Annotated in this window: 20 protein-coding genes; 7 read left to right on the top strand and 13 right to left on the bottom strand. The window is 54.4% G+C overall.

The genetic code is table 11. The annotated features are described in order from the left end of the window. Positions 1-23 precede the first annotated feature (23 nt). The 4 genes from ACTU3N_RS19805 to ACTU3N_RS19790 form a co-directional block, all read right to left on the bottom strand. Positions 24-386 carry a YibL family ribosome-associated protein gene (locus ACTU3N_RS19805; protein ID WP_443087850.1) on the bottom strand — a complete coding sequence of 121 codons (363 nt, stop codon included), beginning with the start codon at positions 384-386 and terminating at the stop codon, positions 24-26. A 53-nt stretch (positions 387-439) separates the two neighbouring features. Further along, positions 440-1,027: a mannitol operon repressor MtlR gene (mtlR, locus tag ACTU3N_RS19800; RefSeq protein ID WP_443087902.1), complete on the bottom strand. Its 588-nt coding sequence runs from the start codon at positions 1,025-1,027 to the stop codon at positions 440-442. Continuing rightward, complete coding sequence (gene mtlD, locus ACTU3N_RS19795; protein WP_443087849.1) at positions 1,027-2,175, bottom strand: mannitol-1-phosphate 5-dehydrogenase; 1,149 nt, start codon at positions 2,173-2,175, stop codon at positions 1,027-1,029. The genes mtlR and mtlD overlap by 1 nt, the downstream gene beginning before the upstream one ends. 102 nt (positions 2,176-2,277) lie before the next feature. Continuing rightward, complete coding sequence (locus ACTU3N_RS19790; RefSeq protein WP_443087848.1) at positions 2,278-4,188, bottom strand: PTS mannitol transporter subunit IICBA; 1,911 nt, start codon at positions 4,186-4,188, stop codon at positions 2,278-2,280. Positions 4,189-4,701: 513 nt separating this feature from the next. Between ACTU3N_RS19790 and ACTU3N_RS19785 the strand changes: the two genes are divergently transcribed. The 4 genes from ACTU3N_RS19785 (at position 4,702) to ACTU3N_RS19770 (ending at position 9,246) form a co-directional block, all read left to right on the top strand. Continuing rightward, on the top strand, positions 4,702-5,310 hold the full coding sequence (locus tag ACTU3N_RS19785) for a glutathione S-transferase (RefSeq protein ID WP_443087847.1): 609 nt from the start codon (positions 4,702-4,704) through the stop codon (positions 5,308-5,310). Between the two features lie 96 nt (positions 5,311-5,406). Continuing rightward, positions 5,407-6,783: an L-seryl-tRNA(Sec) selenium transferase gene (selA, locus tag ACTU3N_RS19780; protein ID WP_443087846.1), complete on the top strand. Its 1,377-nt coding sequence runs from the start codon at positions 5,407-5,409 to the stop codon at positions 6,781-6,783. Next, entirely contained in the window at positions 6,780-8,630 is a 1,851-nt protein-coding gene (gene selB / locus ACTU3N_RS19775; protein WP_443087845.1) for a selenocysteine-specific translation elongation factor, read from the top strand. The genes selA and selB overlap by 4 nt, the downstream gene beginning before the upstream one ends. A 142-nt stretch (positions 8,631-8,772) precedes the next feature. Further along, the gene (locus ACTU3N_RS19770; protein WP_443087844.1) at positions 8,773-9,246 is read left to right on the top strand and encodes a 4Fe-4S dicluster domain-containing protein; all 474 of its coding nucleotides are present in this window, start codon (positions 8,773-8,775) and stop codon (positions 9,244-9,246) included. Here the strand turns inward: ACTU3N_RS19770 and ACTU3N_RS19765 are convergent. The 4 genes from ACTU3N_RS19765 to ACTU3N_RS19750 all read right to left on the bottom strand — a co-directional run bounded on the left by ACTU3N_RS19765 (position 9,238) and on the right by ACTU3N_RS19750 (position 16,036). Further along, entirely contained in the window at positions 9,238-10,956 is a 1,719-nt protein-coding gene (locus tag ACTU3N_RS19765; RefSeq protein ID WP_443087843.1) for a ShlB/FhaC/HecB family hemolysin secretion/activation protein, read from the bottom strand. The genes ACTU3N_RS19770 and ACTU3N_RS19765 overlap by 9 nt on opposite strands. An 83-nt stretch (positions 10,957-11,039) precedes the next feature. Continuing rightward, positions 11,040-12,197, bottom strand: coding sequence for a collagen-like triple helix repeat-containing protein (locus ACTU3N_RS19760; RefSeq protein ID WP_443087842.1), 1,158 nt, complete (start codon positions 12,195-12,197; stop codon positions 11,040-11,042). A 392-nt stretch (positions 12,198-12,589) separates the two neighbouring features. Further along, complete coding sequence (avtA, locus tag ACTU3N_RS19755; RefSeq protein ID WP_443087841.1) at positions 12,590-13,849, bottom strand: valine--pyruvate transaminase; 1,260 nt, start codon at positions 13,847-13,849, stop codon at positions 12,590-12,592. 150 nt (positions 13,850-13,999) lie between these two features. Continuing rightward, on the bottom strand, positions 14,000-16,036 hold the full coding sequence (locus ACTU3N_RS19750) for an alpha-amylase (protein WP_443087840.1): 2,037 nt from the start codon (positions 16,034-16,036) through the stop codon (positions 14,000-14,002). A 341-nt stretch (positions 16,037-16,377) separates the two neighbouring features. Between ACTU3N_RS19750 and ACTU3N_RS19745 the strand changes: the two genes are divergently transcribed. Next, a complete protein-coding gene (locus ACTU3N_RS19745; protein WP_443087839.1) occupies positions 16,378-17,202 on the top strand; it encodes a protein bax in 825 nt (274 codons plus the stop codon). Between the two features lie 48 nt (positions 17,203-17,250). Here ACTU3N_RS19745 and xylR read toward each other — a convergent pair whose 3' ends face one another. The 5 genes from xylR to ACTU3N_RS19720 form a co-directional block, all read right to left on the bottom strand. Further along, positions 17,251-18,429 carry a D-xylose utilization transcriptional activator XylR gene (gene xylR / locus ACTU3N_RS19740; protein ID WP_443087838.1) on the bottom strand — a complete coding sequence of 393 codons (1,179 nt, stop codon included), beginning with the start codon at positions 18,427-18,429 and terminating at the stop codon, positions 17,251-17,253. A 102-nt stretch (positions 18,430-18,531) separates the two neighbouring features. Further along, positions 18,532-19,713 carry a xylose ABC transporter permease XylH gene (gene xylH, locus ACTU3N_RS19735; RefSeq protein ID WP_443087837.1) on the bottom strand — a complete coding sequence of 394 codons (1,182 nt, stop codon included), beginning with the start codon at positions 19,711-19,713 and terminating at the stop codon, positions 18,532-18,534. Then, the gene (locus ACTU3N_RS19730; protein ID WP_443087836.1) at positions 19,691-21,232 is read right to left on the bottom strand and encodes a xylose ABC transporter ATP-binding protein; all 1,542 of its coding nucleotides are present in this window, start codon (positions 21,230-21,232) and stop codon (positions 19,691-19,693) included. The genes xylH and ACTU3N_RS19730 overlap by 23 nt, the downstream gene beginning before the upstream one ends. 62 nt (positions 21,233-21,294) lie before the next feature. After that, on the bottom strand, positions 21,295-22,287 hold the full coding sequence (gene xylF, locus ACTU3N_RS19725; protein WP_443087835.1) for a D-xylose ABC transporter substrate-binding protein: 993 nt from the start codon (positions 22,285-22,287) through the stop codon (positions 21,295-21,297). Between the two features lie 108 nt (positions 22,288-22,395). Further along, positions 22,396-22,587 (bottom strand): hypothetical protein, encoded by a 192-nt coding sequence (locus ACTU3N_RS19720; RefSeq protein ID WP_443087834.1) that lies wholly within the window; start codon positions 22,585-22,587, stop codon positions 22,396-22,398. Between the two features lie 53 nt (positions 22,588-22,640). Here ACTU3N_RS19720 and xylA point away from each other — a divergent pair, with 53 nt between their 5' ends. Continuing rightward, complete coding sequence (gene xylA / locus ACTU3N_RS19715; protein ID WP_443087833.1) at positions 22,641-23,963, top strand: xylose isomerase; 1,323 nt, start codon at positions 22,641-22,643, stop codon at positions 23,961-23,963. Positions 23,964-23,996: 33 nt separating this feature from the next. Next, complete coding sequence (gene xylB, locus ACTU3N_RS19710; protein WP_443087832.1) at positions 23,997-25,451, top strand: xylulokinase; 1,455 nt, start codon at positions 23,997-23,999, stop codon at positions 25,449-25,451.

Here is a 25,451-nt window from a genome sequence, read left to right as displayed (position 1 = left end):
GGTAAAGGATCAGGAGATGCGGATTAAAACTCGCTTTTTGCGTAGCCGGTCATGACCTCAAGGCCCATTTCACGTCCCAGCGCGGTCATGGGATGTACAACGACCAGGCCACGAACGCTTTTTTTCAGCTTGCCGAGGTCTGCCTGCTCTTTTTTCGTAATCGCACGGCTAAAAGGCAAACTCATCAATTTTTGCGCCTCTTTACTCAGCTTTTGACTGTACTGATTACGCAGGCGATCGATTTCTGTTTCCAGCGTGGCTTTTTCTTTTTCAAGCTCTGCGTACTTGTCCGCAGACTCGGCTAAAGAGAGCTCGGCCTGTTGGTGGCGAAGTGCGTCGAGGCGGTCGCTCAGGCGTTTGATTTCGTTTTTTTCAACTTCTTTCATGGTGCTCAGTTTCATTGGGGTAAACAGCAAGGATACAACATTTGTGGTGCAGGTTACTTCTGGAATGCTTTTTTTAAGCTGATTCGGGAAATCAGCTCGGTCAGAGATAGCACCATCGTAGAGCGAACAACCTGCTGGTAGCGCTGTTTTTGCATCGCGAAAAGCTCGGCATCGCTCGTCTCAAACTGCGGAGCAGGAGGCAGTGCAGCAACACAGTGTAGCTCTCCGAAAGGGCCGAGGATTTCATCATCGGTGAAAGCGTACTCTGTTCCGTCGTGGTTAAGCTCCTCGCGTAGCGCCATCAGCAGCTCTGCGTCTTCATATTCCTGGCGGGAAATCACGCCAAGTCCGTAAATAAGCTTTAAACGCACCGACAAATTCCCCAACGGCCCGTCGCCGTCAAGTAGCGGTTCGACGGCGTATTTCACCGCGTAATCGTCTTTGCGAAACACCTGAAGAACTAAGATATTGACCGCCTCGTTGAGAAGCTCAACGGTAGCAATCAAAAAACTTCGTACGGTTTTACCCGCATTGAGACGTTCAAGCACGCGGTTTTCGAAAGCCTGCGTCTGTTCCATTATTGCCTGCATTTCAGACCATTTCGTTAACTGGCGCGGGGTATCCCGCGCCATAGTCGGCATCATGCCTTTGCGTTGTACGCGTTAACCGCTTCAGCGACGACCGGGCTGCTCGCGTCAAGGCCCGAAATTTGTGCCAGCGCAGCCTGCGGCCCTTTTTCATCGATAAGGGCGGCCAGTTCCTGTGCCTGCGGATCCTGCTCGCTGCGGTAATGCATCGCTGCAGCGATACCTTTTACCAGGTTGGCGTGCGGCAGGTTGTACTCCAGCGTGCCGAGCAGCGGTTTAATCAGGCGATCGCCCGCGCTCAGTTTACGCAGCGGCTGGCGACCCACGCGCTCGACATCATCTTTCAGATAGGGATTTTCAAAGCGACCGAGGATTTTCTGAATGTAGGCAGCATGTTTCTGCGCATCGAAACCATAGCGCTTAATCAACACCGCGCCGCTCTCCTCCATCGCACCTTTGACGACGGCGCGGATTTTGTCATCAAGGATGGCATCACGGATGGTTTGATGGCCGGTTTGCTGCCCGAGATAGGCGGTGATAGCGTGACCGGTGTTCAGCGTAAAGAGTTTACGCTCGACAAATGCCATCAGATTATCTGTCAGCTCCATACCTGCAATCGTCGGCAACGCGCCTTTGAACTGCGTTTTATCAACAATCCACTCGCTGAATGTTTCTACCGTCACTTCCAGCGGATCGTTGGTAGCGGAGGCCGACGGCGGAACGATGCGGTCAACAGCAGAGTCAACGAAGCCCACATGCTCTTCAACCCAGGCTTTGTCTTCTTCAGGAAGCGCGGCGAAAACATGGCCTTTAAGCTGCGTGGTGCCGCGCACCATGTTCTCGCAGGCGATAATGTTTAGCGGCGTGTTCACGCCCTGCGCTTTACGTTTTACCAGGCCTTTCGCGATGGCCGGCGCGATGCGTTCCAGTACAACCGGGCCAACAGCGGTAGTTACCAGATCAACGCTTGTAATCAGGTCAACCACCTCATCACCGATACTGCTCACGGCATCGACACCACTTACTGTTTCGACCTGCTCGTTTTCACCAACAACATGCACCTGATAGCTATGACGGGCATTCAGGGCATCCAGAACCACCTGATTCACATCGGCGAATGTCAGCTTAATCCCCGCGTCGGCAAGGAGTTTGCCGATAAAACCACGTCCGATATTACCTGCGCCAAAATGCAATGCTTTCATAGTGTTAACCTTTATCAATGTTTTTACCCGAGAGGGCTGGGGTGAGGAAACGGGCGACTTTCCCCTCACCACAGCCCTCTCCCCGCAGGGAGAGGGAAGAATTTACTTATTGAGCAACGCCAGCACTTCTTCGACGCTGTCAGTATGCGCGAGACGCTCGATAACCGTCTCGTCATCCAGTGCGTTAGTCAGGCTGGTAATCACCTGAATGTGCTCATTATTGCGAGCAGCGATACCAATGACCAGGCGAGCGATGTCGTCTTCATCTTCACCAAAACGCACGCCGTCCGGGTACTGGCAGAACACCACGCCGGTTTTCAGCACGCGATCTTTGGCTTCAACCGTACCGTGCGGCACCGCGATAGATTCACCCAGATAAGTCGGCGTCAGTTTCTCACGTTCCAGCATGGCGTCCACATATTCCGGCTGCACGTAGCCGCCTTTTACCAGCTGTTCACCAGCAAAACGGATCGCTTCTTCTTTGTTACTCGCCGTACGCCCCAGGAAGATATTCTCTGCGCCCAGCTTAAACAGGTGGCTGTTGCTGGTATCAAAGCTATCTTGCAGGCTGCTGCTGACCTTCGCGGCGTTATCGGTATGACGCTGAGCAGCAACCAGACGTTCGGTCAGGTTGGTGTACAGGCCGCTATCGAGGAAGTTGGTCAGCGAAATATGCTGCGCCTGCGGAACCTGGCGCATCGCACGCTCAGTCAGGTCACGGTGCGTAATCACCAGGTCAACGTCTGACGGCAGACTGTTGATTGCGCTGTTGGTGACGGAGATATTCGTCAGGCCCGCATCCTGCACTTTCTTGCGCAGCACGCCTGCGCCCATGGCGCTGGAACCCATACCCGCATCACAGGCGACGATAATTTTACGCACGTGGCTCAGGTCATTCGTGGTATCGCCGGAAGCTGTTGCCGTAACGCCTTTAGACTGCGCTTTCATGTCCTGCACACGACGCGTTGCGGCATCGATATCTTCTTCGTCTTCTTTCACTTTGCTGGTTTTCAGCAGAATGGCAGAGATAACGAAGGAGACCGCCAGCGCGGCGAAGATTGCGGCCAGGTTCGCGAAGTAAGCCCCTTTCGGCGTCATCGCCAGCACGGCCAGAATTGAACCCGGAGACGCCGGAGAAACCAGACCACCGTTCAGCACGCTCAGCGTGAATACGCCAGTCATACCGCCGAGGATCACCGCCAGCAGCAGGCGCGGGTTCATCAGCACGTACGGGAAGTAAATTTCGTGGATACCGCCCAGGAAATGGATGATAGCCGCACCGCCAGCAGACTGTTTCGCGCTGCCGCGACCGAAGAACATGTACGCCATCAGCACGCCCATACCCGGACCCGGGTTCGCTTCAATCAGGAAGAAGATGGACTTACCAATATCATGAGACTGCTGAATACCCAGCGGTGAGAAGATACCGTGGTTGATGGCGTTGTTAAGGAACAGGATTTTCGCCGGTTCAACAAAGATAGACGCCAGCGGCAGCATGTCATGGACAACCATGAAGTTAACGCCAGCCGCCAGAATTTTTGACAGGACTTCAACCGCCGGGCCAATGCCAAGAAACGCCAGGATGGCAAGGATCATACCGATAATGCCAGCGGAGAAGTTATTCACCAGCATTTCAAAACCGGATTTGATCTTACCGTCTACCAGGGCGTCAAATTTCTTGATGCAGTAGCCGCCCAGCGGACCGGCAATCATCGCACCAAGGAACATCGGCATGTCCGCACCGACAATCACACCCATCGTGGTAATCGCACCGACGACACCACCGCGATCGCCGCCAACCAGGCGACCACCGGTATAACCGATGAGCAGCGGCAGCAAATACGTAATCATTGGGCCAACGAGCTTCGCCAGCGTCTCGTTAGGTAACCACCCTGTTGGAATAAACAATGCGGTGATGATACCCCACGCGATAAACGCGCCGATGTTGGGCATTACCATATTGCTAAGAAAACGACCAAAGCTTTGCACTTTGATCTTGATATCGGATGACATAAAAACCCCTTATTATGTTTGCTATCGCACAGGCCGGAAGCCCGAGGTTTGTTGTTAACGCGGCGGCAGAGGTAGCCGGACCTGAGTTATCTAATGACGCGAAATCTCGCACCGAATTGCTCACCTGTCCAGAGAACGGCTGTTAGTGTGATCTTGATCACATATGAACCCCGGTTTATCAGCTGTTTTGCGTGATGCGCGTCACAAAATGGTGGTGTAAAAAAAGAACATTGGTGAAAAAAACGGCTTGCAAGCGCTTGAAATGTGATTCAATTCACGGTTTTCTGGCGGGATTTTGTTATTTATTTGTGATCTAAATCACAATAAATATGCACCCCGATTTTTCCATATGTGATCGCCCGCAAACTGTATGATTTTCACCCGCAGCCCCTGTAACTTCCTTTCAGCAGGTCGTGCACGATTCACATTAATCAGAGAAGTTTTCATATTGATGAAAAAATCTGCCGCGACTAGTTCATAATTACTTTTTTGTTGGCGAAAAAGGACCCGGCGATGAAACTTATCGGCAGTTACACCAGCCCCTTTGTACGTAAAATCTCGGTAATTTTGTTGGAAAAGGGCATCACGTTCGAGTTTATCAACGAACAGCCTTATAACGCAGACACGGGTATCGCGCACTACAACCCGCTGGGCAAAGTGCCTGCACTGGTGACCGACGAGGGGGAAATCTGGTACGACTCGCCGATCATCGCGGAATATATCGATTTATTAGGCGTGGAACCGGCGATGCTGCCTGCTGACCCTAAGGCCGCGTTAAAAGTTCGCCAGCTTGAAGCGCTGGCTGATGGCATTATGGATGCCGGGCTGGTGGCCGTACGCGAGCTGGCGCGACCGGTAGAGCAGCAGTCAGAGACCGAGCCGCTGCGCCAGCGGGAAAAAATCAACCGCGGGCTGGATGCGCTGGAAAGCTATCTGCAAGACGGCACGCTGAGCGTTGACACCGTAAACCTGGCGACCATCGCCATTGCCTGCGCGATTGGCTATCTCAACTTCCGCCATGTTTCTCCGGGCTGGTGTGTTGATCGCCCGCTGTTGGTGAAGCTGGTGGAAAATTTGTTCCAGCGCGAGAGCTTTGCCCGCACGCAACCGCCAAGGGCGTAATCGCTATTCTGTCAGCCTGAGCAAAGTCGCTGTACAATCCCCCCATGTCAAACCTCCTCATGACATGAGGGGGCAATCAACGAGCCAGGCCTTTTCATGACAACTCTTTACAGCCAGATCCCATCCACCGATCGCCTGTTACGTGACGAGGCGTTCACATCCCTGTTAGAAACCTTCGGCCACAGTCGTGTTGCGCAAACATTGCGTCAGCTCCAGGACGAAGCGCGCGCGCAAATCCGCAGCCAGCAAACCTTGCCCGACTGGTGCGAGAACTGGGCGGATGAAGTTCGCCAGCGCTTGCAATTGAGCGATACCAGCGCGCTACGTCCGGTGTTTAATCTGAGCGGTACAGTACTGCATACAAATCTGGGGCGCGCGGTGCAGTCTGAAGCGGCGGTCGAGGCGGTGGCGCAAGCCATGCGCTCACCGGTGACGCTGGAGTACGATCTCGACGGTGCCGGGCGCGGTCATCGTGACCGGGCGCTAGCTGACCTGCTGTGCCAGCTCACCGGCGCGGAAGATGCCTGCATTGTTAATAACAACGCCGCGGCAGTACTGCTGATGCTGGCGGCGACGGCGGCGGGCCGCGAAGTCGTGGTTTCGCGGGGAGAACTGGTCGAGATAGGCGGGGCGTTTCGCATCCCGGACGTGATGCGCCAGGCGGGCTGTACGCTGCGAGAAGTCGGAACCACCAACCGCACGCATGCAAAAGATTATCTGCAGGCCATTAACGACAATACAGCGCTGCTGATGAAGGTGCATACCAGCAATTACCATATCTACGGTTTTACCAAAGCGGTAGATGAAGCGGAGCTGGTGTCGCTGACGCAGGCATCTGGCCTGCCGGTGATTGCCGATCTCGGCAGCGGCTCGCTGGTGGATTTAAGCCTGTATGGCTTACCGAAGGAGCCGATGCCGCAGGCGCTGATTGCCGCTGGCGTCAGTCTGGTGAGTTTCTCCGGGGACAAACTGCTCGGTGGCCCGCAGGCCGGTATTATTGTCGGCAAAAAAGCGCTGATTGAGCAGTTGCAGCAGCATCCGCTCAAACGTGCGCTGCGTGCGGATAAAATGACCCTCGCCGCGCTGGAAGCCACGCTGCGACTCTATCTGCACCCGGAAAAACTTATCGATAACCTACCGACGTTGCGTTACCTGACGCGCTCGCGCCCTGAGATACAGGCGCAGGCGCAGCGGTTATGCAGCACACTTGCCGCGCATTATCACGACTTTGAGGTGCAGGTGGAGGATTGCCTGTCGCAAATTGGCAGCGGTTCGTTGCCGGTAGACAGGTTACCGGGCGCGGCGCTGACCTTCACGCCGCGCGATGGCAGCGGTCGTCGGCTGGAAACCCTGGCAACGCAGTGGCGGTCGCTGCCGCAGCCGGTGATTGGCCGTATTTACGATGGTCGCCTGTGGCTGGATTGCCGCTGTCTTGAGAATGAATCCCGCTTGTTGGAGATGTTGCTTAAATGATTATTGCCACTGCCGGGCATGTCGACCACGGCAAAACCACCCTGATTGAAGCCATTACCGGCGTTAACGCTGACCGTCTGCCGGAAGAAAAAAAGCGCGGGATGACCATTGATCTCGGTTATGCCTACTGGCCTCAGCCGGATGGACGTGTGCCAGGTTTTATCGATGTGCCAGGGCATGAAAAGTTTCTCACCAATATGCTGGCAGGTGTTGGCGGCATCGATCACGCCTTGCTGGTGGTTGCTTGTGACGATGGGGTGATGGCGCAAACGCGCGAACACCTGGCGATTTTGCAACTGACTGGTAATCCGGCGCTGACCGTGGCCCTAACCAAAGCGGATCGGGTGGATGAGGCGCGCATCAACGAAGTCCGTGACGATGTCGAAAACACCTTGCGCGCGTTTGGCTACCCGCAGGCAACGCTTTTTGTGACTGCCGCGACCACGCAGCGGGGCATTGCAGAACTGCGTGCGCACTTGCTGGCGTTGCCGGAGCGTGCGCACCCTGAGCATCAGCGTTTTCGCCTGGCGCTCGATCGCGCCTTCACCGTGAAAGGTGCGGGGCTGGTGGTGACGGGCACGGCGTTGTCTGGCGACGTGCGCGTTGGCGATACGCTGTGGTTAACCGGGGTGAATAAACCGATGCGCGTGCGCGGCCTGCATGCGCAAAATCAGCCGGTTGAACATGCCCATGCCGGGCAGCGCATTGCGCTAAACATTGCCGGTGATGCAGAGAAAGACGCTATCAATCGCGGTGACTGGCTGTTGTCAGAGCCGCCGCCAGGGCCGGTCGAACGCCTCGTCGTTGCGTTGCAAACCCACGTACCGCTGACGCAGTGGCAGCCGCTGCATATTCATCATGCGGCGAGCCATGTTACAGGGCGCGTGTCGCTGCTGGAAAATGACCTGGCCGAGCTGGTACTGGATACGCCGCTGTGGCTTGCGGATAACGATCGGCTGGTGCTGCGCGATATTTCAGCGCGTAATACGCTCGCTGGCGCACGCGTCGTGCTGCTGAACTCGCCGCGTCGGGGTAAACGCAAGCCGGAGTACCTGCAATGGCTCGCCGGGCTGGCGAAGAGCAGCGATGATGCGCAGGCTTTAGCGGTACATCTGCAGCGCGGGGCGGTCAATCTCCCGGCGTTTAGCTGGGCGCGGCAGTTGCGTACCAGCGGTCTGGAGAAGCTGCTGGATAACCCAGGGTTTATTCGTGCCGGTGATAATTTACTCAACGCGCCAGTGGCGGCGCGCTGGCAGCGCAAATTGCTGGATACGCTGGCAACTTATCATGCGCAGCATCGCGAAGAGCCAGGGCCGGGGCGTGAGCGCCTGCGGCGGATGGCGCTGCCGATGGAAGATGAAGCGCTGGTGCTGACGCTGATTGAGCGCATGCGCGAGAGCGGCGATATCCATAGCCATCACGGCTGGTTGCATCTCCCCGATCATAAAGCTGGCTTTAGCGAACAGCAGGAACAGTGGTGGCAAAAAGTCGCGCCACTGTTTGGCGATGAGCCCTGGTGGGTGCGCGATCTGGCGCGGGAAGTGGGGGCTGATGAGCAGGAGATGCGCGGCGTGTTACGCCAGGCCGCGCAGCAAGGGCTGATTACCGCGATCGTCAAAGATCGTTACTACCGTAATGATCGTATCGTGACCTTCGCCAGTATGATCCGCCACCTGGATGAAGTTCGCGGGCCGACCAGCGCTGCGGATTTCCGCGACACGCTGAACGTCGGGCGCAAACTGGCGGTGCAGATTCTGGAGTATTTTGACCGTGTCGGCTTTACGCGCCGCCGTGGTAACGATCATATCCTGCGCGACAGCGCCTTGTTTGGTAAAGAAAACCCCTGACAGTTTTCCGTCTGGCGATCGCTTCGCCAGACGTGAAATCTTATTCTTCCCCTGAATAATCTGATCGCTATGCCTGCTGCGATCAAAGCAGCGGATGCGGCTTTTCTGGCATCCTGGTATTTTTGCGCCAGCGGAGTGGGGAATGAACCGTTTTATTATCGCAGACTCAGCTAAATGCATCGGTTGTCGCACTTGCGAGGTCGCCTGTGTGGTCTCGCATCAGGACAATCAGGACTGCGCATCAGTGACGCCTGCCGTTTTTAGCGCCCGTATCCGGGTGGTTAAAACCGGGACATTTTCCACGGCAGTCACCTGCCACCATTGCGAAGATGCGCCCTGCGCGGCTGTCTGCCCGGTCGGAGCCATTTCCCGTAAGGATGGCGCGGTGTGCGTTGAACAGTCGCGCTGCATCGGTTGTAAAAGCTGTATGCTGGCCTGCCCGTTTGGCGCGATGCAGGTCACGCGGGTGGCTGAGCGTGTGCAGGCGGTGAAGTGCGATCTCTGCCAGCATCGCGACGCAGGCCCTGCGTGTGTGCAAGCGTGCCCGACGCAGGCGTTGAGCTGTGTTGATCCAGCACAGCTCAGCGCAGCGCGTTTGCACCGCTGGTTAGCGTAAATTGTTGAAATTCCAGGTCACCGTCAGGCTATAACGCCAGCTACGTTTGTCGCTATCGGTGGGCAAATCCCCGGTCGGGCGCGCCGCCTCCAGCGTCAGGCTATAGTGGCGGTTATCACCAAGCATCACCCCACCGGCGACGGAGCTTAACCGCTGCTTGCGAATGCCCGACTGGTTGTAGCCACTGCGTGCCGTGTCGGCGAGCAAATATGGCTGAACGGTCGCCAGCCACGGGCTGTTGTTACGCATAAACAGGTAACGCAGTTCGAGCTGGCCGCCATAACCGTAATCACCGCTGGCTTCGCCGTCCTGATAACCGCGCCCGAAGCGCTGCGCGCCAAAGTTTACCTGTTCTGCGTCCGGCAAGTTGTTATCTGACCAGTCACCTTCCAGCGAGGTGGCAAGCCGCCAGTTTTGCGCCAGCAGCCATGCACCATCAAGCGTAGCTTTCCAGCGTGTAAAGCTCAGGTCGGTCAAGCCGGAGGGGGAAACATCCGCGCCTGCGCCGTCGATGCCCTGGCGAAGCGTCAGGCTACCTGCGAGGCTTGCGGTATCGAAACCACGAAAACCGTTAATCCCTACTTCCAGCGCCGGATAGCGCACATGCTGATGCTGTGTACCCAGCGCGAGAGTCTGCCCGAACCCCGCGGCCTGCAATGCGTAGTCGTTGCGCTTGTCGGTGTAATCGGCGCCGCCAGAGAGGCTGATTTGTTTCTGCCGGGTCAGCAGCAAAGGGTAGCCAAAGCTGACACCGCCATTGTATTGCGTGGTGTTTTGCCGGGCTTCGACGCGGATATCCCCAGGCAGTGTGAGCAGCGGCTCAAAGCCTTTTGGCATGTCGCGATAAAAGCTCCCTTTCAGCTGCATGGACAGCCCTTCGTCCGTCAAAAACTGCTGGTAGTTAGCCCCGAAGTAGCGCTTTTCACGCTTGCTATCCAGCGGCACAAAAGCCGCCAGACCAAGCTGATCGCCATAACGGGTCAAATTGCTCAGCGAGCCATTCACCAGCGCCAGGTTTTGGTCTTTGCGTAAATCCAGCGTGGAAGAGAGATCCCAGATATGTGGTTGCGTGGCGCGGGCTTCCATGACGGCCGCCCCGTAAATGTTCTGCGGCAACTGGGCGTTTACATCAACGGTACTGCCAGGCGTGCGCGTCATCAGCTGGCTATAGCGGTCGAATGTGTTTTGCGACAGCGGTTTTTCATTCATCACCTTCGTCGCCAGCCGCTTCAGGCGTTGCGCCGTGTTGGCGTTATCGCTTTTGATATCGCTGCGCGCCACATAACCTTCAACCAGCACAATTTTTACGGTGCCATCGTGAAAATTATCATCCGGGAGCCAGGCGTAAGAGAGGGGATAGCCATCCTTTTGATAACGGGCCGTAATGGCATTGGTCAGCTCAATGATTGTTTGCAGAGGAACCGTTTTACCCGCCCAGGGCGCGAAAGGCAGCAGCAAGGATTTCAACGGGTAGACCGTGCCGCCAATAAACTGGATATGCCTGACCTGCACGCGGGTTTGCGGCGTCAGTTCGCTGTCGGGTTTGTCAACGGTAACCGTCGGCGCACGCGCGGGTGTAGCATTGGGGTCAGGAATGTTTCGCGAGGGTTTCGCCGGGTTATCTTTATCCACAATTGATGGCAAGGTTTCGGCGCGTACCACGGGCAGGAGCGCCACACAAAGCACTGCGAGGCAAAATGGGCGTTTCATCGCTCAGTCTCTTTTAATCACCGCACATTTGCCGGTGAAATCAATTGCTGTGAATAATGCCCCCGTAAGGGGGCATGAAAGGTTTACAAACGGTTTGGTTTTAGAATGCCACCCAAAACACCGGCTAAGCTGCCGGGACGTGGAGTGGAGGTTTCACTGGTGTTGGCGTTGCTACTGGTGGTCGCACCGGCGGTTAAACCCGTCGTTACGTTATTCAGGGTGGTGTTGACGTTGGCAAGAATGCCGGTTTTGTTGGCGTCTACGGAGGCGTCTGCAGAGAGGCCGCCATTGTTACTGCCTGTGGCGACGGCGGGTTTAACCAGGCCACCCACATCTGTCACCGTTTGACCCACGGTTTGCACGATTTGCCCAACACCGTTCAGGCCCGGGTTCGTCGTGCTGATATTGCTACCGATGCCGCTGACGCCATTACCGACGGCGGTGAGCAGGTTATTCACAGGTTTACCCAGCCCTGTGGTCTTCCCGACGCCCTGGGTTAATTTCTCAACTCCGCCGACAGTGTGATTAACAAGCGTGGTTGCGCCCGTGGTCACGCGAGCCACATCCTGGCTGGCAACAACATTGGTCAGCGAGCTTCCGGTGGTGCTGACTAACTGACCGGCGCTGTTCACAATCGCGCCAGCGGCACCGGTGACCGGGCTAAGGCGTGAGTTTACCGTGGTGCTGGCAAGCTGGTTACCAATGCCGGAAACGGTATTGCCGACAACAGCGACGCTATTTGTCACGCCCTGCACGCTGGTGCCGACGCCGTTTGTGTTGCTACGATCGCCAAGCCCAGTGACTAATCCGCTACCAGCGGTATCGACTGCGCTACCAAGACCGCTCACGGTGGTGGAGACGGTTGAGGTCACCGGATTGTTAGTCGGTAATTGGCTGCCAAGGCCGTTAAGAGTGTCGCCGACGCCGGAGACCGTTGAACCGACATCGCCGACCAGGGTGTTAACGGTTGATGCGGTGACGGTACCGCCGTTGGTGCCGCCGGAGCCGTCCGTGCCGCTTGTTCCACCGCCGTTGCCATCCGTGCCGCCGCTTCCCCCGCCGTTACCTGCGGTATCATCGCTACCGCCTCCTGTTGTACCGGAGGAGTCCGTGCCGGTGACTGGGTTATTTTTTGCAGAGGTGTGAGATCCGCCGCCACTCCCACTACAGGCTGATAATGAGAATGCAAAAAGTACCGCCACCGCCATAATGCTAAGGCGGCTAACGTTATTAGTAGCCATGATAATACTCCACTAAATAAAACGCCGGACAGCGTATTAAAGAGTGTATGTCGTATTTTTAAGCCAGCAATGTTGGCTGGCGCAATTTATCAAAAAAATATCAAAAATATGATTATTCCTAATTGTTACTATTTTTACTGATAAATACCTTTTTAAAATCATAAAGATAAAAAATAACATGAATTAAGTACTGCTAACGTATTTAGAGTGTTTTTTAGTTTTATTTAACTGAAAAGATATCCGGGAGCGGTTACATAAATAAAGAAGGGCAGTAAGTTACGCGGTGTATAATATATTGGTTTAAAAATTTTCGCCATTTTAATAATATTACTTTTAGTGCGGTTACTAATCTTTATTAAAGAAAAAAGCCATCCTGAGATGGCTTGCTCTTATTACTTTTTATGATTTTCTTGCCAGGCTATTTCTATCTCTTCGGCGAGGATTTTAACCCCGGTTTCGATAAGCGACGGCTCCGGCACGTAGTTCATGCGCATACACTGGTGCGTGTGAGGCCAGGGCTTATCCAGCCCAGGGAAGAAATAGTGACCGGGCACCATCAGTACGCCGCGTTTTTTCAGGCGCTGATACAGAAGTTCGGTGCTGATGGGTAAGTCTTTAAACCACAGCCAGAGGAAAATCGCCCCTTCAGGTTTATGAATCAGGCAACGCTCTTCGGGCAAGTAACGGCGGAGAGTGGCGATGGTTTCCTGCACCCGCTGGTAATAAAACGGTTTGATCACTTCATCAGACAGGCGCAGCAAATCCTTACGCTTGATCATTTCACACATCATGGCCGGGCCGATCCCACCGGGCGCAAGGCTGATGATGCCATTCATATTGCGAATGGCTGAGATAACTTTATCGTTGGCGATGATAATGCCGCAGCGGCTGCCGGGCAGGCCCAGTTTCGACAGGCTCATGCACAGGATGATATTCGGGTTCCAGAGCGGGCGCGCTTCGCTAAAGATGATGCCGGGGAAAGGGACGCCGTAGGCATTATCAATCACCAGCGGAATGTTGTGCTGATTGGCCAGCACATCAAGTTTCATTAATTCTTCATCGGTAATCACGTTGCCGGTGGGGTTGGTAGGGCGCGAGACGCATATCATCCCGGTCTCTTCACCAATGTGCAGGTGTTCAAAATCGACGTGATATTTAAACTGCCCGCCAGGCAACAGTTCGATATTGGGGCGCGCAGAGACGAACAGATCCTCTTCCAGACCGGAATCCGCATAGCCAATGTATTCAGGAGCCAGCGGGAACAGCACTTTTTTCGTGCTGCCATCGGCACGGCGGCCAGCAAACAAATTAAATAAGTAGAAAAATGCGCTCTGGCTGCCATTTGTCAGCGCAATATTCTGCGCTTCAATATCCCAGCCCAGGGTTTCACGCAACATGCCTGCCAGCGCCGTTAGCAGCTCGGTTTTACCCTGTGGGCCATCATAATTACACAGCGCATCGGTCGCCTTGCCGTTTTCGACCATCTCTGTCAGAAGGTGGTGAAAATAATCGGTCATGGCCGGGATTTGTGCCGGGTTTCCGCCGCCAAGCATAATGGCTCCTGGCGTGCGCAAACCGTCGTTGAGATCTTCCATCAGGCGGGTAATGCCTGCATGGCGCGTAAATTTGTCGCCGAAAAGTGAAAATGTCATAGCTACTGCTCTGCTGCGCTGCTGTTCAAAGTGGGTAACCATAGCGCTCAGAATCGCAGGGTGCAAATCGGCACGGCCCGCTTATGTCAGCGTTTTATGTTTATAACTGGCTATCTTCGCCAAATAATCTGCTGATATTTGCCGACAGGCTCAGGGTGACTTCAGCCCGGCCCAGACGACCATCACTTTGTCATCTCCTTGCTGGCGCACAAAACCATAGCCTTGCGGAAGGTTCAATGTGCGATGTTGGCCTGCGCCAATCGCGGGATGACGCGCGCGAAATTGCCCAAGAGTTTGCCAGTGGCGCAGCCGTTGCGCGGCCGGGCCTTGCAAGTCCTGCCAGTTCATATCTGAGCGTGTTCCTTGCAGCGGATCGGAGCCTGTCGGGCCAAAAGGACGCCCGGATTCGTCACCATAAAAGATCTGCACGGCTCCTGGTGCCAGCAGTAAAAGCTGTGCCGACGCATCGTCGCCTTCACGAAACAGGCGCGTATCATGAGAAGAGAGATAACTCAATACGTTAAAATTTTGCAGCTTCTGCGCCATCTCCTGCCAGGTGCTATCCATATTGGCCAGGCAAGGTACAGCGTTCGCGGCTTGCTGCTGATAGTCAAAATTGATCATTGCGTCGAAACCGTGGCGGTAATAGTCGCTTTGCATCACGCCATGTCCCCAGGCTTCACCGGTCATCCAGAACGGCGCGTCGTCAATTTTTTTCTCCGGGTTTGCCTGTTTCCATGCGGCGAGCGCCTGGGTGGCCTGGGTTTTTAACTGCTGCCAGGCCGCCAGTTCAACATTTTTAGCCGTGTCTACGCGAAACCCATCGATACCGTATTCGCGAACCCATTGGCTGAGCCAGTGCGTGAGATAATCGCGCGGCGTATAGCCTGCTATTTCCTGCGCGCGGGTATCGGGCTTGTGCTGGTAAAACGCAGGCAGCCCGGAAGGCGTGGTGGATTCCGTTTTCAAATCCGGCAAAAACATCAGCGAAAGCGTCAGATCATCAAAACCAGGGCTATCGTAATCACCGATATCGGTACGGATCCATTTTTTACCCCACCACTTTTGCCAGGCTTTTTTATCACTGAAATTAATAAAATCGTTAAAGCTGTGCCAGTTTTGCCCGGCGGCGGGTTGCCAGTTGGTCCATTGCTCACCCAAAATTTTGCTGCGCTCTTCCTCGCCCAGATAGAGTGCGCCGAACTGATAGCGTTGCATATCCGCAAGTGTTGCGTAGCCGGTGTGGTTCATCACCACATCAAAGAGGACGCGGATGCCGCGCCGGTGCGCCTCATCCACCAGGGCGCGTAAATCCGCTTCGCTACCCATGTTGGCATCGAGACGGGTCCAGTCCTGCGGGTAGTAGCCGTGGTAAGCGTAATGGGGAAAATCACCTTTGATACCGCCGCCAACCCAGCCGTGAATTTGCTCCAGCGGCGAGCTTATCCATAGCACGTTAACGCCAAGCTCTTGCAGGTACGTAAGTTTACTGGTCAGGCCCTTAAGATCGCCGCCGTGAAAGGTGCCAATTTCCTGCATGCCATCTTTATGCCGCCCGTAGCTGTTATCGTTGCTCGTGTCGCCATTCACAAAGCGGTCGGTTAACACGAAATAGACGGTGGCGTTATGCCACTGAAACGGCGCAGGCACGGCCGTTTGCGCGTTTTCTAATAACAAAAGCCCATCGCTACCCGCTGCGGGTTGCAACGTAATCTTACCGTTGCGAACAGTTGCCGTTTGTTGGCTGTAAAAATCACGCACTGTGCTGCCTTCAGCAAAGGTATCGCCAACGTCCAGGGTCAATGGTTTGTCGTTGCGCACCGGGCATTGGTGCACAGGGGTTGCCGGAGAGTCTGGCGCCTGGCTTTTGACGCTCAGCAACAGCGTGGGTGAGCCGGAGCGGGTGTCGATGCGTAGCTGATAATCGCCGTCGCGAAAAACCCGCCACTGCGGCGTGCTGCCTTCACAGGGGATGAGCGAGAGCATCTGGTTCAGCTTAACGTCAGTGGCAGGCTGCCAGCAGCGCTGGTCATCTTTTAACGTGAGTGGATACGTGCCTTTTGGCAAGGTGGCATGGCTTTGCCAGATGCCGGTTTCATCGTGAGTAAAAGCGGGAAAGCGTGCGGCAGACCAGTCAGCGAGGGCGGTGGCGGGCAACAGCAGCAGTAACAGCGCAGATCGTTTCATTGCATCCCCTGTGATGGTGATTTTTCCGGGTTTACTGCCTGATTTTTCCCAGTTTGCCAGCATCAATCGAATAAAAACTCATCCTGCGACAAGGATCTACGGGGAGGAGCTTATGGGCGGAGAGGGAAGTGTGACCTTGCGTTGGGTATGGTCTTTGTGAAAAGCATTACACTTTGAAGGGTGCTGCCTGGTTTATGTGCAGTTTACCAGGGGGATGATTTCGGAATTGGATTATTTCAGCAGATGCCCTTAGCGGGTAATTTTGGTATAATTTTGAGCTAACTTCTCAAAATTGTGAAAAAAGAAGGTGTTGGAATGCTTATATCCGACCAGGAGACCTAATGATATCGATACCCATGCGACGAACCGGGGCGACGATACTCATGTTTCTCACCCTTTCATTTTCGGGTGGGGTGCTTTCAAAGACGCACGAAACAGCGAGTCACAAAGCCCACACAGTTAAAGCAAGCGTAAATAAACAGGCAAGCAGTAAACAAGAGTATTCTCGCAATAGTGTAAAAAGTGGTTCACTTCCTGATTTGCGAAAATACCCTTCCGGAACCCAAAGGAAAAAAGCGTTTCTCCGGACAGTAATGCCTCACATTACCAGCAAAAACTCAGCCATAACCGCCGAGCGTAAGTGGTTGCTAAGTAAACGATATGACAGCCAGTGGTCGCCAGCCGAGCGCTCGCGCCTGAAGGATATTGCTCAGCGTTATAAAGTTCGCTGGTCTGGCAATACGCGCCATGTTCCGTGGAATGCGCTGCTGGAGCGAGTGGACATTATTCCTGACAGCATGGTTGCGACTATGGCTGCTGCAGAGAGCGGCTGGGGAACCTCGAAGCTGGCACGCGTTAACAATAATCTGTTTGGCATGAAGTGTGCCAAAGGGCGCTGTAATAGTGGTTCCGGCAAAGTTAAAGGTTATGCGGCCTTTGATTCGGTGCAGGAGTCTGTGGAGGCGTATGTTGCCAATCTGAATACGCACGCGGCTTATGCGTCTTTCCGCAAATCGCGGGCGCAACTGCGTAAAGCGGATCAGGAAGTAACGGCAACGAATATGATTCACAAGCTGAAGGGTTACTCAACCCAGGGCGCGAAATATAACAACTACCTGTTTGCCATGTATCAGGACAATCGGCGATTAATTGCCGCGCATATGTAAAGCAGAACGCCTTCCCTGCGGAAGGCGGTTTTTATTGCTAAGCAATTGTCAGACAAGCACTTCGCTGTAGCGGTCACGGTAGTCTTTCGGCGTGCTGTCGTACTCTTTGCGAAATACTGAATAGAAGTATTGCAGCGAGGGATAGCCGCACATTTGCGAGATCTCATTAATGGAGAGCGACGTCGAAATCAGCAGGCTACGCGCTTTTTCCAGCTTCTCGGCATGGATGACCGCGTGAATCGTCTCACCCACCTCTTCTTTAAACCGCTTTTCCAGGTTCGATCGCGAGATACCTACCGCATCAAGGACCTGATCAACTTTAATACCTTTGCATGCATGGTTGCGGATGTAGTGCATGGCCTGAATCACCGCAGGATCGTTAAGGGAACGGTAATCTGTAGAGCGCCGGGCGATGACGCGCACCGGCGGCACCAGCAAGCGTTGTAGCGGCAAGGTTTCGTTATCCAGCAACCGATGTAACAGTTTTGCGGCCTGGTAGCCCATCTGCCTGGTGCCCTGCGCCACAGAGGAGAGCGCGACGCGGGAGAGATAGCGGGTGAGTTCTTCATTATCAATACCGATAACGCACAGTTTTTCCGGCACCGGAATATGTAAATGATCGCAAACTTGTAAAAGATGGCGGGCGCGGGCATCGGTCACGGCAATAATTCCGGTCTGCGGTGGCAGAGTTTGCAGCCAGTCAGCGAGGCGATTTTGCGCGTGCTGCCAGTTTTCCGGCGCGGTTGTCAGCCCCTGATAGACTACGCCGCGATATTTTTCCTGAGCGACCAGCTGGCAAAAAGCATATTCACGCTCAGCGGCCCAGCCTTTACCGCTGGAGGGAGGCAGACCATAGAATGCAAAACGGTGCACGCCTTTCTCTTTCAGATGCAGAAAAGCACTTTCGACCAGCGCGTAGTTATCGGTAGCGATGTAATGCACCGCCGGATAGTGCTCTGGCAGATGGTAAGAGCCGCCAACGCCAACGATGGGGACGTTGACATCCGCAAGCAGGCGCTCAATATCCCGGTCGTCATAATCGGCAATCACTCCGTCGCCGAGCCAGTCTTTGATGTTTTCGATACGGGCGCGAAAGTCCTCCTCAATAAAAATATCCCATTCGGATTGCGATGCCTGCAGGTATTCGCCGACACCTTCAACAACTTGCCGATCGTAGGCCTTATTTGCGTTAAATAACAGCGTGATACGATGACGTTTCTCAAACATGACGGTTCGCTTCCTGATGATTCATCAGATCTGATTATCATATTCAGCACACGCCGGGAGAAAAAAGATCCGGCAGTGTGATCGTCCCTGTATTCGTAATGCTCAGGCCCGCCGTTTGGTTGCAGAATCCATCCATACTGCCAGCAGTAAAATGGCGCCTTTGACGATGTACTGCCAGAAGGTGGGCACATCCATCATGCTCATACCATTGTCCAGCGATGCCATAATAAAAGCGCCCATTACCGCGCCCGCGACGCTGCCAATGCCGCCAGCCAGGCTGGTGCCGCCAATGACACAGGCAGCGATAGCGTCCAGCTCGGCAATATTCCCGGCAGAAGGAGAACCTGCGCCGAGGCGGGAGCTGAGAATCAACCCGGCAATCGCGACCATTAAACCGTTAATGGCGAACACGGCCAGCTTGGTGCGCTCGACATTGATGCCGGAGAGTCGGGCAGCCTCCAGGTTGCCGCCAATCGCATAAATCCGCCGACCAAAAGCGGTACGGGTTGCCATAAACATACCCGCCAGCAGGAGCAGCACCAGCAGCAGAACCGGCGTCGGCACGCCCCGGTAATCATTCAATAACCAGATAGCGCCAAGCACAATCACTGCAATAATGGCCTGACGACCCACCGCCGTCGAGCTGGCCGACGTAGCAAGCCCAAGCGACTGTCGGCGCATGCGCCCCCGCCACTGCCAGAACATAAAAGCCGCCAGCCCCAGCGCACCCACGCCAAACCCAACGCCGTCAGGTAAATAGCTCTGGCCGATTTGCGACATCGCCGCGCTGGTGGGCGAAACGGTGGTGCCGTTAGTGATGCCAATCAGCACCCCGCGAAAAGCCAGCATTCCGGCAAGCGTAACGATAAATGATGGCACTTTACGGTAGGCTACCCACCATCCATTCCATGCGCCCAGCAGCAGGCCGAGAATCAGCGTGACCACCACGGTCAGCGGTAGCGGCCAGCCCAGCCAGACGTCAAAAATCGCCGCCACGCCGCCCAGCAGCCCCATCATCGAACCAACAGAAAGATCGATTTCGGCGGAGATAATGACAAACACCATCCCCACGGCGAGAATCCCGGTAATGGCAGTCTGGCGCAGCAGGTTAGAAACATTACGCGCGCTCAGATACGCGCCGTCGGTCATGCCGGTAAAAAAAAGCATAATGACGACAATGGCGGCTATCATCACAAAGACTTGCAGGTTGAGGGATTTTAACCCCGAAAAAGCGCCCGGCGACGCGGTGGCGAGTTTGACTTCAGACGGGTTGCTTTTCGACATGGTGTTCGCTCCTCAGTGCCGCTTCCATGACCTGCTCCTGGGTCAGATTGCGATTAATAAGATCGGCCTTAAGTTTGCCTTCGTGCATCACCAGCACCCGATCGCTAAGACCCAAAACTTCGGGCAATTCAGATGAGATAACAATCACTGCGATCCCTTGCTGTACCAGCTGATTAATCAGTTTGTAGATTTCATATTTGGCGCCGATATCAATCCCGCGCGTGGGTTCGTCAAGGATAAGAATGCGCGGATTAAGCAGCAGACAACGCGCGAGAATGGCTTTTTGCTGGTTGCCGCCGCTCAGTCGACCAATCGGCAATTCCGGAGAAGATGTTTTGACTTTCAGGCGCTGAAGAGACTGCAAAATGCAGGCCTGCTCGGCCGCGTCGTCGAGGCTGCTTAATGCCCCGCTAAACTGGTTGAGCGCCGCCAGCGTGATATTTTTCCCCACCGCCATGACCGGCACGATGCCATCTTTTTTGCGATCTTCCGGCACCATAGCAAGGCCGTGGGCGATGGCCTGCTGGCAGTTAGCTATCTTCACCGGCTGCCCATCCAGGAAAATTTTCCCCTCCCAGCGCCCCGGCCATACGCCGAACAGGCATTGCACGGCCTCTGTTCTGCCTGCACCGACCAGCCCCGCAATGCCGAGAATTTCCCCACGTTTCAGACTGAAGGAGATATCGTTGACCCGTTTGATATGGCGGTTTACCGGATGCCACGCGCTCAGATGCTCAACGCGCAAGATTTCTTCACCCGTCGCGTGGGGCTCGTTCGGGTAGAGCGCGGTCAACTCACGACCCACCATCATGGTAATGATGTCGTCCTCGCTCATTCCTCCGGCATCCCGTGTGCCGATGTGCTGACCGTCGCGGATCACGCATATGCCATCAGATATCGCTTTGACTTCATTGAGCTTATGGGAAATATAAATACAGGCAATATCGTGGTTACGCAGATCGCGGATAATATCCAGAAGAATGGCGGTTTCTTGCTCTGTGAGCGAGGCGGTTGGCTCATCAAGGATCAGTAACCGCACCTGCTTATTCAGCGCTTTGGCTATTTCCACCAGTTGCTGCTGACCAAGCCCCAAATCTCCGACGCGGGTATTGGGCGATACCGCCAGACTCACCTGTTTTAATAATTTCTCGCAGCGCAGCGTCATCAAATCGTAATCCATCACCCCGTTACGAACGATCTCCGCGCCGAGAAAAATGTTTTCCAGGACGGTTAGATGTTTCACCAGCGCCAGCTCCTGGTGAATGATAGCAATGCCTTTACGCTCGGTGTCGCGGATATGGCTGGCCTGCAGCGTTTCGCCGGAAAAGAGGATTTCCCCGCTGTAGCTACCGAAGGGATAGATTCCACATAACACTTTCATTAGCGTGGATTTACCGGAACCATTTTCCCCACAAAGCGATAAAACCTCGCCCGCGTTAAGTTGCAGGCTGACGTTATCTATGGCTTTCACCGCACCGAAAGTTTTGGTGATGTTTTTCATTTCAAGTAAATAAGGCATGGCTGCTCCACGTAAGGTATAGCGGTGGGCGCGCCGACGAATGAGCGGGCGCGCTACCGGTTCTACAGCTGGCTTTTCTGGTGGAAACCATCCTTGATGACAGTCGCGTCGATGTTGTCTTTTGTGACCTCAATAGGCGTCAGCAAACGGGAAGGCACATCTTTCAGGCCATTATTTAGCGTGGAGTCCGCCTTCGGTTGCTGACCATTTCCCAGTTCAACAGCAATTTCAGCGGCGGTATTTGCAAGTTGGGTAATAGGTTTGTACACGGTCATGGTCTGAGTACCGTTGATCAGGCGTTTTACCCCTGCCAGGTCCGCATCCTGCCCAGAAATCACCACTTTGCCGGCCAGCCCTTGCGCGCTTAATGCCTGGATTGCGCCACCGGCTGTGGCGTCGTTGGAGGCAACGACGGCATCGATTTTGTTATTGTTCGCGGTGAGGGCGTTTTCCATAATTTTCAGCGCGTTTTCAGGTAACCAACCGTCTACCCATTGATCGCCCACGATTTTAATTTTCCCGCTGTCGATATAGGGTTTTAATACTTTCATCTGCCCGGCGCGGAACAGTTTGGCATTATTATCAACCGGTGAGCCACCCATTAAAAAATAATTTCCCTGGGGCACTTTACTCACCAGGCTTTGTGCCTGTAATTCACCGACTTTTTCATTATCAAATGATATATAAAAATCGATATCAGCGTTATTAATCATCCTGTCGTAAGCCAAAACTTTTATTCCTTCCTGTTTGGCTTCCTTGATGACATTACTAAGTACCTGACCGTTGTAAGGAATTATCACCAGCACATCAACGCCGCGGTTAATCATGTTTTCTATTTGCGACATTTGCGTTTCTTCATTGCCGTTGGCGGACTGGACGAACACATTTGCACCCAGCGATTCGGCTTTTTTAACGAAAATATCCCGGTCTTTTTGCCAGCGTTCGAGGCGTAAATCGTCAATCGCCATGCCGATTTTCACCTCTTTAGCGTGGCTGGCAAAGCATGCCAGCAACAGGGATGCGCAGAGTGTAAGGCAAAGGTTCTTTATCTTCATAATAGTAATACCTTTTTCATAGGGTGATGGACGAGATAAAAGACATATGCATAGCCTGGGACGTTGCAAATTCTTAACGCAGAATCGCAGACTGGCAATTACAGATTTTTATCCAGGCATTACGTTTTTTGGTTTATTTGTTGATTTATGACCTCGATCGTATTTTAAAAATACTAAAACATCTGTTGCATTAAAAAGAGGAAGATGTGCCGCAACTAAAAATAGCGCTATTTTGCGAGCCAGCGCACATTTGAGCATTATCTTAATGGCAGAGTGAAATAACGTAATTGAGCTGTTCAAAGATAGGTTCCAGTATTTACTTCAGATTTGTACACTCGCCAATGGAGCTCATTATGCAAGCTTATTTCGACCAGCTGGATCGCGTTCGTTATGAAGGCCCGCAAACAACCAACCCTTTAGCGTTTCGCTATTACAATCCAGATGAGTTAGTACTCGGTAAGCGTATGGAAGAGCATCTGCGTTTTGCCGCCTGCTACTGGCACACTTTCTGCTGGAACGGCGCGGATATGTTTGGCGTTGGCTCTTTCGACAGGCCCTGGCAGCAGCCGGGTGAAGCGATTGCGCAGGCAAAACGCAAAGCGGATGTCGCCTTTGAGTTTTTTCAGAAACTGAATGTGCCTTTTTATTGCTTTCATGATGTGGATGTCTCTCCGGAAGGCGCATCGTTAAAAGAGTATCTGAACAATTTTGCCCAAATGGTAGACGTACTGGCTGAAAAGCAGCAACAGAGCGGCGTGAAGCTGTTGTGGGGTACGGCAAACTGCTTTACCAACCCTCGCTATGGTGCCGGGGCGGCCACGAATCCTGACCCGGAAGTATTCAGCTGGGCGGCGACTCAGGTTGTGACCGCGATGAACGCTACCCACAAACTTGGCGGCGAAAACTATGTGCTGTGGGGCGGTCGTGAAGGCTACGAAACGTTGCTTAATACCGACTTGCGTCAGGAGCGTGAGCAGATTGGCCGTTTTATGCATATGGTCGTTGAGCACAAACACAAAATTGGTTTTCGCGGTACGCTGTTAATAGAACCGAAGCCGCAGGAGCCCACCAAGCATCAGTACGATTACGATGTCGCCACCGTTTATGGTTTCCTTAAACAATTTGGCCTGGAAAAAGAGATCAAACTCAATATCGAAGCCAACCACGCTACGCTTGCCGGCCACTCTTTCCACCATGAAATCGCCACGGCTATTGCGCTGGGGATCTTCGGTTCGGTGGATGCCAACCGCGGCGACCCACAGCTGGGCTGGGATACAGACCAGTTTCCGAACAGCGTAGAAGAGAACGCGCTGGTGATGTATGAAATCCTTAAAGCCGGGGGGTTCACCACGGGCGGCCTCAACTTTGATGCAAAAGTGCGACGCCAAAGCACGGATAAATATGACCTTTTCTATGGGCATATCGGTGCAATGGATACGATGGCGCTGGCGCTGAAGGTTGCGGCGCGTATGGTTGAGGATGGCGAGCTGGATAAACGCGTTGCGAAGCGTTATGCCGGCTGGAACGGTGAACTGGGCCAGCAGATTTTGCAGGGGCAGCTTAGCCTTGCAGAACTGGCGAAGTATGCAGAGGAGCAAAATCTGGCGCCTCGTCATCAGAGCGGCCACCAGGAGCTGCTCGAAAATCTGGTCAACGCGTATTTGTTTAATAAATAATCAGCGGCTGCGCCGCGCAAAGGAGTCGTCGCTATGTATATCGGGATCGATCTTGGCACTTCAGGTGTGAAGGCTATTCTGCTCAGCGAACAGGGCGATGTGCTGGCATCCCATACGGAAAAGCTCAGCGTATCCCGCCCGCACCCGCTTTGGTCCGAGCAGGACCCTGAACAGTGGTGGCAGGCGACTGACCGTGTATTTCAGGCGCTTGGCGCGGCGCATTCGCTTTCAGCAGTCAAAGCTATCGGCCTTGCGGGGCAAATGCACGGTGCAACGCTTTTAGATAACGAAAACCGTGTATTGCGCCCGGCTATTTTGTGGAATGACGGGCGCTGCGGCGAAGAGTGCCAGTTGCTGGAAGCGCGTGTGAAAACATCCCGGGCTATCACGGGTAACCTGATGATGCCCGGTTTTACCGCGCCAAAGCTGCTGTGGGTGCAGCGCCATGAGCCGGACATTTTCTCCCGCGTGGCGAAGGTACTGCTGCCGAAAGATTATCTGCGCTTCAAAATGACCGGTGATTTCGCCAGCGATATGTCCGATGCCGCCGGCACCATGTGGCTGGATGTGGCAAAACGAGACTGGAGCGACGAGATGTTGGCCGCCTGCCATCTTTCCCGCGACCACATGCCTGCGCTGTTCGAAGGCAGCGAGATCACCGGTACGCTGTTGCCGGAGGTTGCCCGGCGTTGGGGGCTGGCGCAGGTTCCGGTGGCGGCAGGCGGGGGCGATAACGCCGCTGGCGCGGTAGGTATTGGTATGGCTGATGCAGGTCAGGCCATGCTCTCGCTGGGGACATCCGGCGTCTATTTCGCCGTCAGCGAAGGTTTTCTCAGCAAACCCGAAAGCGCAGTACATAGTTTTTGCCATGCCTTGCCCGGGCGCTGGCACCTGATGTCGGTGATGCTCAGCGCCGCTTCATGCCTGGACTGGGCGGCAAAACTGACCGGTCTTGGGACGGTTCCGGCACTGGTGAGCGCGGCGGAGCGAGCGGACGAGAACGCGGGCGATCTCTGGTTTTTGCCTTATCTGTCGGGTGAGCGTACGCCGCATAACAATCCACAGGCGAAAGGGGTATTTTTCGGTCTGACTCACCAGCACGGGCAAGAAGAGTTAGCGCGTGCGGTGCTGGAGGGCGTCGGCTACGCGCTGGCAGAGGGTATGGATGTTGTGCATTCATGTGGTGTAACGCCAGAAAGCATTACACTTATTGGCGGCGGTGCGCGTAGTGCCTGGTGGCGGCAAATGCTCTCTGATATCAGCGGCCTGAAACTGGATTATCGTACCGGTGGGGACGTTGGCCCGGCGCTTGGCGCGGCGCGGCTGGCGCAAATTGCTTGTAATCCGAACACACCGTTAGCCACCTTGTTACCGCAGTTACCGATAGAGCAGCAGCATACGCCAAATGCAGCGCGCCACACGCATTATGCTGCGCGGCGGGATACTTTCCGCCGTATCTACCAGCAGCTGCTACCGCTGATGTCTTGA

Source organism: Vagococcus sp. WN89Y, from assembly GCF_052220145.1.
Taxonomy (GTDB): Bacteria; Pseudomonadota; Gammaproteobacteria; order Enterobacterales; family Enterobacteriaceae; genus Kosakonia.
Note: the sequence above shows the minus strand (reverse complement) of the source record. Positions and strands in the feature narration are given on the sequence as shown.